Here is an 11994-nt window from a genome sequence, read left to right as displayed (position 1 = left end):
GTGGGTCGCGGCGAGGAGGCGTCTATGGCGAACGGCGACGGCGGCCCGGGATCCTTCTCCCGCGAGGCCTGGGAGCGCAACGCCGCTGCCTACGAGGCCATTCGGTCGATGCCGTTCAACGCCGAGCTGGCCGCGGGCTCCCTGCCGCGGGACACGTTCCGGCGCTACATCGTTCAGGATGCGCACTATCTGATCGGCTTCGGCCGAGCGCTCAGTCTCGCCGCCGCGAAAGCGCCGGATCCGGACGGGATCGTCCAGTTCTCGCGCGCCGCGCAGGAGGCGATCGTGGTCGAGCGGGCGCTCCACGACGGTTTCTTCCGCGATTACGGGATCGGGCCGGAGACCTTCGCGGCCACCCCGCTGACACCGGCCTGCGATCACTACGTCTGCTACCTCGTGGCGACGGCCTATGCCGAACCCTTCGAGGTGCTTTGCGCCGCCCTGCTGCCGTGCTTCTGGATCTACAAGGCGGTGGGCGACGACATCTTTTCCCGGGCCGCACCCGACAACCCGTATCGGGCCTGGATCGACACTTACGCGGGCGAGGACTTCGCCGGCGCCGTGGCGGCCATGATCGCCGCCACCGACCACGCCGCCCGGGACGCGTCGGTCGTCATGCGTGAGCGCATGCACCGGGCCTTCACGCAGGCCACCCGACTCGAATGGCTGTTCTGGGACAGTGCCTACCGCGGGGCGGCATGGCCGCTGTGACACCCCCGGCCCGCGCGTGACCCCGCCGGATCCGAGCCGTCGTGATCTCGCGGCCGCCGCGGTTGCGGCCGCCGCGCTCTGGCCGCTTCGGGCCGTCGCGGCCGGCGCACCGGGCCCGATTCCGCCGGACCGTCCGGTTCGGATCGCCATGCTGCTCTATCCCGGCATGACCGCCCTCGACGTGGCCGGTCCGCAGGCGCTGCTCGCCGGCCTGGCTCCTGGCAGCCTCCATCTCGTCGCCCACACGACCGGGCCGGTCGCCAGCGACACCGGCCTCGCCCTGCTGGCGACGCATGATTTCGAGACCTGCCCGCGGGATCTCGATGTCCTGCTCGTACCCGGTGGCGACGGCACGCCCGCGCAGATGCGCGACGCGGCCGTGCTCGCCTTCCTGCGCGAGCGCGCCGCGCGGGCGGCGTGGGTCGCCAGTGTCTGCACAGGCGCGCTGATCCTCGGCGCGGCCGGGCTCCTGAGAGGCTACCGGGCGACGTCACATTGGTGCGTACGCGACGCGGTGTTGCCGCTGCTGGGCGCCGTGCCGGTGGCCGAGCGCGTGGTGTTCGACCGCAACCGCGCCACCGCGGCCGGCATCTCGGCCGGGCTCGATCTCGGGCTGGCGCTAGCCGCCCGCCTCCGCGATCCCGACTACGCCCGCACTGCGCAGCTTGTGGCCGAGTACGCCCCGGAGCCGCCCTTCCGGGCCGGGACCCCCGCGGAGGCCGGACCGGAGATCGTCCGGGCGGCCAACGCGATCCTGGCGCCCCTCGTCGCGGGCGCCACCGAGGCCGCGCGGGGCTGAGCGCTAGCCTGGGACCGATGCAGCCGTGCCACGTTTCCCGCCGACGTGTCGCCACGTCCTTGACGGCGGAGCCCACCGACCGAACTGTGCGGTGCAAGAGCCACCGGAGCCGACATGTCCTTGATCGCACGCCTTCGTGCCTACGCGGCCGAGGCACTCGGCGTCGGCGCGCACGAGCCGGTTGACGACACGCATCTCGCGGCCACCGCACTCCTGGTCCACGTGGCCCGGGTCGACGGCATCCTTGCGCCCTCCGAGAGCGAGCGCCTGTCCCGGATCGTGCAGGGGCGCTATGCCGACGGGCCGGACGCGGCCCGGGCACTGATCGAGCGCGCCACTGCGGTCGATGCCGAGATCCGGGACGTGGCGAGCCTCGTCGAGATGATCCCGCACGAGGCCAACAAGGCCGAGCGCCAGGATCTGCTGACGATGGCGTGGTCGGTGGCCGCCGCGGACGGGACGGTCGACGAGTTCGAGGAGGCGCTGGTCGAGCGCCTGGGCCGGCTTCTCGGCTTCGACGAGGCGGCCGTCGCCGCCGCCCGTCGGAACGGGCAGCAGGGCGTCGGCGCAGCTTAGCCGCCGGGATCGGACGATGATCGCGAGCCTGGCGCTGATCCTGGTCGCCCAGCTCGTGGGCGAGATCGTCGCCCGAGGTGCGGGGATACCGGTCCCGGGTCCGGTGATCGGCATGGGGCTGATGTTCGCCTTCCTGCTGGTGCGCGACGGCGGCCAGCTCGGCCTGGCCCGCATCCTGCCCAAGCCGTTGACCGACGGGACACTGGAATCCACGGCGCGCGGGCTGCTGATGAACCTGTCGCTGATGTTCGTGCCGGCGGGCGTCGGCGTCGTCGGGCGCCTCGATCTGCTGTGGGCGCAGGGCTTCAAGCTCGCCATCGTGCTGCTGGTTTCGACGGCACTCTCGCTGCTGGTCACCGTCCTGGTGTTCCGTGCCGTGGTCGTCCTTGTCGAGCGGCGGCGCCCCGACGGGGAGGCTTGACGCGTGGGCGGCGACTTCTCGCTCTGGGTCTATCTCGCCCGCACGCCGCTCCTGTGGCTGACGGTGACGCTGACCGCCTACGTCCTCGCGGACCGGATCGCGGCGGCGACGGGCCGGCATCCGATTGCCAATCCCGTGCTGATCACCGTGGTCCTGGTCGGGAGCGTCCTGGCCGTCAGCGGCACCCCCTACCCGACCTATTTCGAGGGGGCACAGTTCGTGCACTTCCTGCTCGGGCCAGCCACCGTGGTGCTGGCCATGCCCCTCTACGAGCGACGGGCCACCGTGGCGCGGGCGCTGGTGCCGATGCTCGCCGCACTGGCCGCCGGCGCCGCCACGACCCTCGCGGTGGTGATCGGGCTGGCGGGCCTGCTCGACCTCCCGCAGCCGATCGTCATCTCGCTCGCCCCGAAATCCGTGACGTCGGGCGTGGCGATGGGTATCTCTGAGGCGCTGGGGGGCGACCCGACGCTGACCGCGATCCTGGTAATCCTGACCGGCATTATCGGGGCGATCCTCGTTACGCCGCTGATGGACGCGCTGCAGATCCGCGACATGCGCGCCCGCGGCTTCGCAGCGGGGCTCGCCGCCCACGGCATCGGGACGGCGCGCGCCTTCCAAGTCAGCGAGGTGGCCGGAACGTTCGCGGGCATCGCTATGGGGCTCAACGCCTTCCTGACGGCGATCCTGGCGCCGTTGGCGCTGCACCTCCTGTACTGAACGTCACGCGTCCAGCCGGTCGGCCACCGCTTCCGCCAGCGACAGGCTGGAGGTCAGCCCGGGGCTCTCGATCCCGAACAGATGGACGAGTCCCGGCAATCCGTGCTGGGCCGGCCCGTCGATCCAAAAATCCGCTGCCGGCTTGCCAGGCCCCGTGAGCTTCGGGCGCAGACCGGCGTAATCCGGGTAGAGCGCTCCGTCGGGCAGCGCCGGCCAGTAGCGCCGGATTGCCTCGTAGAAGGAGTCCGCGCGCCGCGGATCCACCCGGTAGTCGAAGGCTTCGACCCATTCCACGTCGGGACCGAAGCGGGTTCGCCCGGCGAGATCGAGGGTCAGGTGGATGCCGAGGCCGCCGTCGATGCGCGGCGCCGGATAGATCAGCCGCGAAAAGGCCGGCTTGCCGATGCAGCCGAAATAATTGCCGCGCGCGAGGTGCAGAGTCGGGACGCGATCGGCCGGATAGCCGTCCGTGCGGGCCGCGAGTGCGGGGGCGCCGAAGCTCCCGGCATTGATCACGGCGTCGAAGGCCATCTCGCCCGGCTCGGTTCCCCCGAAGGCGGCGTGCCACTGCCCGCCGCGCCGCGACAGGCCCTCGACGGGGGTACGCAGGGCGAGTGCGCCACCGTGATCCTCGATCTCGCCGAGCAGTGCGAGCATCAGCGCGTGGCTGTCGACGATGCCGGTGCGGGCCGAGTGCAGCGCCAGCGTGCAAGTGAGGTTGGGCTCCAGGCGCTGGGCCGCAGCTCCATCCAGTAGCTCCAGACCCGGAACGCCGTTCGCTTCGCCCTGCCGGCGGATCTCCGCGATCTTCTCGGCCTCCGCGTCGTCGCCCGCGACGATCAGCTTGCCGCAGGCGCGATGCGGCACCCCATGACTCGCACAGAAGGCATACAACTTCGCGGCGCCATCCACGCAGTGGCGGGCACGGGCCGAACCGGACGGATAGTACATCCCGGCGTGGATCACCTCGGAGCTGCGGGCCGAGACACCGGTCCCGAACGCCTCCTCAGCCTCCGCCACGACCACGCCGTGTCCGCGCAGGGCGAGCGACCGCCCCACGGCCAACCCGACCACGCCCGCTCCGACGACCAGGGCCTCCATCCGCGACACGCTCCCCTCTCGCCCCACCCGGGCAGATGACACGCCAATACCGCATCCGCGTCTAGACGAAGACAGCCGGGTCAGTTCGGTGTTGACCGGAAAACACAAATGTAAGTAGGGAATTTTCCGCCAAGTTTGCACGCAGAGGTTGTAAGTCCGGAGGCCCGGTACATAATGGCATCCCGCGTCACCAGCCTCCGGACCGGACATTGTTTCGGCCGGCTACGATCGGCGAGAGGTAGTACAGCACCTGACTCGATACGACGAAGCTACATCTTCCAAATGCAAAATGCAGGAGATGACCATGCCGACGACATCTCAGACACTCGAACTCGCCGCCAAGATTCTGTGCGCCTATGTCTCTAAGAACAGCGTCCCGGCCGCCATCCTGCCAACTCTCCTGGCCGAGATCCACCGGTCGATCGTCGCGCTGGACAAGCTTCCGCAGCCGCAGATCACACGGCTCACGGAAGCGCAGATTCGCGCATCGATCCGGCCCGACACGCTGATGAGCTTTGAGGACGGGAAGCTCTACAAGGCCCTGCGCCGCCACCTGACCCTGCGTGGCCTCACCCCGGAAGCGTACAAGGCCAAGTGGGGCCTGCCGATCGATTACCCGCTGGTTGCCGCCACCTACAGCGCCCGCCGCTCGAAGATCTCACGCGAGATCGGCCTCGTCCAGCGGCTCCGGCAGGCGGCGGAATAGGACAGCGCGCGTCGGCGGCGGCGAACAGTCATGCGCGTCACGACCGATCCTGGGCCGTCACATCCGCTCCGGCCTCCGCCGCGATCTCCTGGATCAGCAGCGCCACGAGGCCCGACCAGCCCGTCTGATGCGAGGCGCCGAGCCCGCGGCCGGTATCGCCGTGATAGTATTCGTAAAACAAGACGAGATCCCGAAAGTGCGGGTCCTCCTGTTCGATCCGGCTGTTTCCGTAGACCGGCCGGTGCCCGTCCGGCCCGCGGGTCGAGAGGCCGATCAGGCGGTGCGACAGCTGCTGGGCGATCTCCCGCAGGGAAAAGGTCCGCCCCGAGCCGCTGGGCGCTTCAACCCGGAAATCCGGGCCGTAATAGTCGTAGAAGCGGTTCAGGCCGGCGATGAGCAGGTAGTTCACCGGCATCCAGACCGGCCCGCGCCAGTTCGAGTTGCCGCCGAACAGGCGCGAACGCGATTCCGACGGCTCGTAGGCGAGACCCAGGTCCCTGCCGTCCCAGGGAAAGCAGAACGGCTGGTCCGCGTAGGCGCGGGAGACGGCGCGCAGGCCGTGGTCCGAGAGGAATTCGGCCGGATCGAGGGCGCGGTGCAGCAGCGCCTTCAGCCGGTGCCCGCGCAGCAGCGAGAGCAGGGCGGTCTGCCCCTGGCCGGGCTCGTTCCAGCGCGAGACCAGGTTGGCGAGGTCCGGACGATTCTTGAGGAAGAACTGCATCCGGTTTCGGAGCGATGGCAGCTTCTCCAGGTTGCGTTCGCTGATCGTGGTCACGGCGAGGATCGGGATCAGCCCGACCATCGTCCGCACCCGGATCGGCAGGCGACGGCCGTCGCGAGCCTCGATCACATCGTAGAAGAAGCCGTCCGCCTCGTCCCACACGTTGTCGCCGGAGGCCGCCGCGATGAGGAGGAAGTGTTCGAAGAACTTCTCCGCCATATCCTCGTAGGTCGGGTCCTGGAGCGCCAACTCGATGGCGATGCGCATCAGGTTGAGCGCGTAGCTCGCCATCCAGGCAGTCGCGTCGGACTGGGTGAGGATCGCCCCGTCGCCCGCCGGCTTCGAGCGGTCGAAGATGCCGATATTGTCGAGCCCCAGGAAGCCGCCCTGGAACAGGTTGCGGTCGTCCGCATCCTTGCGGTTCACCCACCAAGTGAAGTTCAGGGTCAGCTTGTTGAAGATGCGCTTCAGGAAGGCGTGATCCGGCGCTCCCGTGAGCGCGCGGTCCAGTTCGAACACCCGCCAGGCGGCGAGCGCGTGGATCGGCGGGTTGGCGTCCCCGAAGCCCCATTCGTAGGCCGGCAGCGCCGCATTCGGGTGGGCGTAGGCCTCGTCGACCAGGAGCAGGAGCTGGTTCTTGGCGAAGTCTGGGTCGACGAGCGCGAAGATGATCGCCTGGAGGGCTAGGTCCCAGGAGGCGAACCAGGGATATTCCCACGCATCCGGCATCGAGAGGATGTCGTTGGCGCGCAGATGCGCCCAGTCGCTGTTGCGCCCGTGCCGGCGCTCGGGGTCGGGAGCGGGCTGGGCGGGATCGCCCGCGAGCCACTCGCGCACGTCGTAGTGGTAGAGCTGCTTCGACCAGAGCATGCCGGCGAGCGCCTGGCGCTGGACGAGCCGCATCTCGGGATCGGCAATCTGCGCCTGAAGCGCGGCATAGAAGGCATCCGCTTCCTCTCGGCGCGTCGCGAACACGGCATCGAAATCCGCGAACGGTTCGCCCGGCGCGGTCTCGGGGCGCAGGCGCACGCGCAGGGCTCGCGACTCGCCGGGGCCGAGATGCAGATCGAAACGGGCTGCGCACTTGGTGCCGGACAGGTGGTTGGCCGCCCCGGTCTCGCCCCCGGCGACCCGACGGTCGATCCCGTCCTTGTAGAAGCCCTCCAGCGGTCCGCTGCCGAACAGCCGGCGGGTGTTGGTCTCGTTCTCGGTGAACAGCAGCTCGGACGCACCATCGGCGAAGAAGCGCATCGGCGGCATGTCGGGATGGCGCACCCAGACCGAGCGATCTGAGCCGGCCGACAGTTCCGGCTTCGCGCTGCCGGCTTTCCAGGACCATACATTGCGGGCCCAGAGCTGCGGCAGCAGGGTGAGGTCGGCGGCTTCGGGCCCGCGGTTCGTAGCGGTGACGCACATCAGGACGTCGTCGGGACCTGCCTTGGCGTAGGCGATCTCCACGTCGAAGTAGCGCCCATCGTCGAACAGGCCGGTATCGAGCAGCTCGAATTCCGGATCGTCGAGCCCGCGCCGCTGGTTCTCCTCGACTAGGCGATCGTACGGGAATGCGGCCTGCGGGTACTTGTACAGCATCCGCATGAAGGCGTGGGTCGGGACGCCGTCGAGGTAATAATACAGCTCCTTCACGTCCTCGCCGTGGTTGCCCTCGGCGTTGGTGAGGCCGAACAGGCGCTCCTTCAGGATCGGGTCGTGCCCGTTCCACAGGGCGAGCGCGAGGCACCAATTCAGGTGCTGGTCGCCGAAGCCGCCGATGCCGTCTTCGCCCCAGCGGTAGGCCCGGGAGCGGGCATGGTCGTGGGGCAGGTAGTCCCAGGCATCGCCACCCGGGCTGTAATCCTCGCGGACGGTGCCCCATTGCCGGTCGCTCAGATATGGCCCCCAGCGGCGCCACGCCGGATCGGTGCGCGCCGCCACGAGCCTGCGCCCTTCCGCAGTGTCGAACAGGCTCGGCACACCGTTCGGCTTCGTCATACGCTCTAAGCTCCCACGCCCGACATACGCGCGGCAGTTACTGCCGCGGTGTGGCCGCGGAAAGTCAACGCTTGGGCGATGGTCTGATCGAGGACGCGGTCAGCGGCCGCAGAGAAGGCGGATGCCGTCCAGCATCGCGTCGACCGAGAGGACCCGGTAATCCGGGATCGCGGCGTGCCCGGTCTCGATGCGCGCATGGTGGGTCGCGGTGACGACGGCGAGGGTCGCGCCCGCTGCCTCGCCGGCTCGGATCCCGGCCGGTGCGTCCTCGAAGACCAGGCAATCCGAGGCCGCGACACCCAGGCGCTCGGCCGCCAGCAGGAAGCAGTCCGGCGCGGGCTTTCCGCGCGCCACATCCTCGGCTGCGACCATCATGGCCGGGACTGGCATGTCGGCCGCCGCGAGGCGGCGCGCGGCGAGGTCCCGGGGCGCCGAGGTCACGATCCCCCATCGCTCGGGCGGCAACGCCCGCAGGAAGGCCCGGGCCCCCGGGATCTCGGCGATGTCGCCGACATCCTCCATCTCGGCCCGGGTGATCGCGGCGGCCTCGGCCTCCGGATCCACGCCGGGCAGGCCCAGCCGGCGGATCGTATCCACCGAGCGCACCCCGTGGATCGTCGGCAGGAAGCTCGCCACGTCGAGGCCGTGCGTGCGGGCCCAGCGCGTCCAGGCGCGCTCCGCGGAGGCGATCGAGCTGATGATCGTCCCGTCCATGTCGAACAGGAACGCGGTGAAACGGCGGGTCGGGAGGGCGCTGGCGGTCATGCTTGAGCGCTACGTGGCCAAGGGCGACCGGACAACCGCGCCGCACGCAGGGCCGCCGCCCGCGCCATCTGAAACCGCCGCGGGGACGGCGGCGGGTCGACCGGCCGAATCGCGCGACGCGGCGGCGCCGCCGTTACAGGGAGAGCCCGCTTCACGGGCCGGTGCCGATGGTGTAGCGCGAGTGCAACCCGGACCGGCCTCGGTCCCGTAGCCGCGAAAACACGTCCAGACCCATGCCGAGCCGCATCGACGCCACCTTCGCCCGTGCCCGCGCGGAGAATCGGGCCGTCCTCGTCACCTACGTGATGTCGGGCGACCCCGATCCCGAGACCTCCCTGCAGGTGCTGAAAGCGCTGCCGGGCGCCGGCGCCGACATCCTGGAATTCGGCCTGCCGTTCACCGACCCGATGGCGGACGGTCCGGCCATCCAGGCGGCGGGCCTGCGCGCGCTCAAGGCGGGCCAGGGCGTCGTCGGCACGCTGGACCTCGTGCGCCGGTTCCGCGCGGAGAACGACGGCACGCCGATCGTCCTGATGGGCTACTATAACCCGATCCACACCTACGGGGTCGACCGGTTCCTCGACGACGCGGTGGCGGCCGGGGTCGATGGCCTGATCGTCGTCGACCTGCCCCCGGAGGAGGATTCCGAGCTGTGCCTGCCCGCGTTGGCTAAGGGACTGGCCTTCATCCGGCTCGCCACGCCGACCACCGACGAGCGTCGCCTCCCGGCCGTGCTCGCGAACACCGCGGGCTTCGTCTACTATGTGTCGATCACCGGCATCACCGGGACGGCGACGCCCGATTTCGGCAAGGTCTCGGAGGCGGTCGCCCGCATCCGCCGCCATACGGACCTGCCCGTTGTGGTGGGCTTCGGGGTTAAGACCGGCGCCCACGCGGCGGCCATCGCCAAGGGCGCCGACGGCGTCGTCGTCGGCTCGGCCTTGGTCGACGCCCTCGTCCGCTCGCTGGACGGTGATGGCCGGCCGCAGGCCGGCAGCGTCCCGGCGGTGACGGATCTGGTGCGCGAGCTTGCCGAGGGCGTGCGCGCCGCGGGGGCGGGGCGGGCGGCCTGAGAGCCCAGGGCCGACGCGTCCCTGGCGGCGAAGGTCGCACCACCTGATATCAGCGCAGTCTTGAAGCGGACGGACGCAAGGCGATGGTCGAACCGATGAACTGGATCTCGGAGGTGGTGCGCCCCCGGATCAAGACCTTGTTCAAGCGCGAGACGCCGGAAAACCTGTGGGTCAAGTGTCCGGATACGGGCCAGATGGTGTTCCACAAGGAGGTGGAGGCCAACCACTGGGTCATCCCGGGGTCCGAGCATCACCTGAAGATGAGCGCGCAGGCGCGCCTCAAGATGATGTTCGATGAGGGCACCTGGATCGACGTGGCGCTGCCCGAGGTCGCCACCGATCCGTTGAAGTTCCGCGACGAGAAGCGCTACGTCGACCGGCTCAAGGAGGCGCGCGCCAAGACCGGGATGCAGGACGCGTTCAAGATCGGATTCGGCCGGGTCGGCGGCCTGCCGATGGTGTTGGCCGCGCAGGAATTCGGCTTCATGGCAGGATCGCTGGGCATGGCGGCCGGCGAGGCCTTCGTGCGCGGTGCCGAGACGGCGCTGGAGAAGCGCACGCCCTACGTGCTGTTCGCGGCCTCGGGCGGCGCGCGCATGCAGGAGGGTATCCTCTCGCTGATGCAGATGCCCCGGACCACTGTGGCGGTGCGCCGCCTCAACGCAGCGCGCCTGCCCTACATCGTGGTGCTCACGAACCCGACCACAGGGGGGGTCACCGCCTCTTATGCCATGCTGGGCGACGTGCACCTGGCCGAGCCGGGTGCGCTGATCTGCTTCGCCGGTCCCCGGGTGATCGAGCAGACCATCCGGGAGAAACTGCCGGACGGGTTCCAGCGGGCGGAATACCTGCGCGAGCACGGCATGGTCGACCAAGTGGTCCACCGCCACGCCCTGAAGGAGACCATCAGCCGCATCTGCGGCCTGCTGACCAACGCCGCAGAGACGGGTGCGCCGGTTCGCGCTCCCGAGCCGGCCTAGGTTCGCAGGATGGCCTCGTCCGATGCCCTGATGGCGCGATTCCTGGCGCTGCATCCGCGCACCATCGACCTGTCGCTGGGCCGGATCCAGCGGCTGCTCGCCCGGCTCAACCACCCGGAGCGGCGCCTGCCCCCCGTGATCCACGTCGCCGGTACCAACGGCAAGGGTTCGACCATCGCGTTCATGCGGGCGATCCTGGAGGCCGGAGGGCTCGCGGCCCACGTCTACACCTCACCCCATCTCGTCCGGTTCCATGAGCGCATCCGGATCGGCGGTATCGGCGGTGGCCAGTTCGTGGCCGAGGACAGGCTGGCCGACGCGTTCTCGCGCTGTGAATCCGCCAATGCCGGTGAGCCGATCACCATGTTCGAGATCACCACGGCCGCGGCCCTGTTGCTGTTCTCGGAGAGCCCGGCCGACGTGCTGCTGCTGGAGGTGGGCCTCGGCGGTCGGCTCGACGCCACCAACGTCATCGAGCGCCCTGCCTGCGCGGTGGTCACGCCGATCGGGCGCGACCATGCCGAGTATCTCGGCGACACGGTCGAGTCGGTCGCCGCCGAGAAGGCCGGGATCTTCAAGCGCGGCTGCCCTGCGGTGATCGCCGCGCAGGATTACGCCGAGGCCGATGCCGTGCTCTGCCGGCACGCCGAGGCGGTCGGCGCCGGCCCGATCCGGGTCGGCAATCAGGACTTCTCCGTGCACGAGGAGCGTGGCCGGCTGGTCTACCAGGACGAGACCGACCTGTTCGACCTGCCCCGGCCGCGCCTTGCCGGACGCCACCAGCTGGTCAACGCCGGCACGGCGATCACCGCGCTGCGGGCGGCCGGGTTCGGCGACATGGGCACGGCAGCCCTCGAGCGGGGGCTGGCGGAGGTCGAGTGGCCGGGCCGGCTCCAGCGGCTCGGCCGCGGGCGGCTCGCGGCGCAGCTCGATCCCGGCGCCGAGCTGTGGCTCGACGGTGGCCACAATATCGACGGCGGCCGGATCCTCGCCGCCGCGATGGCCGATCTCGGCGAGCGGAGCGACGTGCCGCTGGTGCTGATCGTCGGCCTACTCAGCACCAAGGATGCCGACGGCTTCCTGCGCAACTTTGTCGGGCTCGCGCGCGCGCTCATCGCGGTTCCGATCACGAGCTCGATGGCCGCGCGGCCTGCCGAAGAGGTGGCGCGAATCGGCGAGAGCGTCGGCCTGTCGACCCGAAGCGCGCCAAGCATCGAGGCCGCGCTCGGCATGGTGAAGGACATCGCCTTCGAGCAGCCCCCGCGAATTCTGATCTGCGGATCGCTCTATCTGGCCGGTCTGGTACTCGCCGCCAACGACACGCCGCCGGTCTGAAAAGCCACCGCTGCGCTTCGTAAGCCTCAGGCCTTTGTCGCGCCATTTACTGGGCGGCCGCTCACCTGCCGTCGACTCGCTTCAATTGATGAAGCGA

Annotated in this window: 12 protein-coding genes; 9 read left to right on the top strand and 3 right to left on the bottom strand. The window is 69.9% G+C overall.

All coding sequences use genetic code 11. The features are described from left to right. Window positions 1-24: 24 nt before the first annotated feature. From Q8W67_RS16205 to Q8W67_RS16185, 5 genes are all read left to right on the top strand, one after another. Window positions 25-711, top strand: coding sequence for a TenA family protein (locus Q8W67_RS16205; RefSeq protein WP_305547308.1), 687 nt, complete (start codon window positions 25-27; stop codon window positions 709-711). 148 nt (window positions 712-859) lie between these two features. Beyond that, complete coding sequence (locus Q8W67_RS16200; RefSeq protein WP_305547306.1) at window positions 860-1510, top strand: DJ-1/PfpI family protein; 651 nt, start codon at window positions 860-862, stop codon at window positions 1508-1510. A 114-nt stretch (window positions 1511-1624) separates the two neighbouring features. Next, complete coding sequence (locus Q8W67_RS16195; RefSeq protein WP_305547304.1) at window positions 1625-2086, top strand: TerB family tellurite resistance protein; 462 nt, start codon at window positions 1625-1627, stop codon at window positions 2084-2086. Between the two features lie 16 nt (window positions 2087-2102). Next, entirely contained in the window at window positions 2103-2507 is a 405-nt protein-coding gene (locus Q8W67_RS16190) for a CidA/LrgA family protein (RefSeq protein WP_305547302.1), read from the top strand. A gap of 3 nt (window positions 2508-2510) precedes the next feature. Then, a complete protein-coding gene (locus Q8W67_RS16185) occupies window positions 2511-3227 on the top strand; it encodes an LrgB family protein (protein ID WP_305547301.1) in 717 nt (238 codons plus the stop codon). Between the two features lie 3 nt (window positions 3228-3230). Here Q8W67_RS16185 and Q8W67_RS16180 read toward each other — a convergent pair whose 3' ends face one another. After that, window positions 3231-4328, bottom strand: a complete 1098-nt coding sequence (locus Q8W67_RS16180) for an NAD(P)/FAD-dependent oxidoreductase (protein ID WP_305547405.1) — start codon at window positions 4326-4328, stop codon at window positions 3231-3233. Window positions 4329-4632: 304 nt separating this feature from the next. Here Q8W67_RS16180 and Q8W67_RS16175 point away from each other — a divergent pair, with 304 nt between their 5' ends. After that, window positions 4633-5034, top strand: coding sequence for a MucR family transcriptional regulator (locus Q8W67_RS16175; protein WP_305547299.1), 402 nt, complete (start codon window positions 4633-4635; stop codon window positions 5032-5034). Between the two features lie 37 nt (window positions 5035-5071). On the opposite strand, the gene Q8W67_RS16170 is transcribed toward Q8W67_RS16175, so the two are convergent. Beyond that, window positions 5072-7744, bottom strand: a complete 2673-nt coding sequence (locus tag Q8W67_RS16170) for a glucosidase (protein ID WP_305547298.1) — start codon at window positions 7742-7744, stop codon at window positions 5072-5074. Between the two features lie 99 nt (window positions 7745-7843). Beyond that, on the bottom strand, window positions 7844-8509 hold the full coding sequence (locus tag Q8W67_RS16165; RefSeq protein ID WP_305547296.1) for an HAD-IA family hydrolase: 666 nt from the start codon (window positions 8507-8509) through the stop codon (window positions 7844-7846). Window positions 8510-8742: 233 nt separating this feature from the next. Here Q8W67_RS16165 and trpA point away from each other — a divergent pair, with 233 nt between their 5' ends. From trpA to Q8W67_RS16150, 3 genes are all read left to right on the top strand, one after another. Further along, a complete protein-coding gene (gene trpA / locus Q8W67_RS16160) occupies window positions 8743-9582 on the top strand; it encodes a tryptophan synthase subunit alpha (protein ID WP_305547294.1) in 840 nt (279 codons plus the stop codon). 83 nt (window positions 9583-9665) lie between these two features. Then, the gene (gene accD, locus Q8W67_RS16155; protein ID WP_305547292.1) at window positions 9666-10562 is read left to right on the top strand and encodes an acetyl-CoA carboxylase, carboxyltransferase subunit beta; all 897 of its coding nucleotides are present in this window, start codon (window positions 9666-9668) and stop codon (window positions 10560-10562) included. Between the two features lie 9 nt (window positions 10563-10571). Then, the gene (locus Q8W67_RS16150; RefSeq protein WP_305547290.1) at window positions 10572-11897 is read left to right on the top strand and encodes a folylpolyglutamate synthase/dihydrofolate synthase family protein; all 1326 of its coding nucleotides are present in this window, start codon (window positions 10572-10574) and stop codon (window positions 11895-11897) included. Window positions 11898-11994 lie beyond the last annotated feature (97 nt).

The sequence above is a fragment of the Methylobacterium sp. NEAU K genome (assembly GCF_030700285.1).
Lineage (GTDB): Bacteria > Pseudomonadota > Alphaproteobacteria > Rhizobiales > Beijerinckiaceae > Methylobacterium.
Note: the sequence above shows the minus strand (reverse complement) of the source record. Positions and strands in the feature narration are given on the sequence as shown.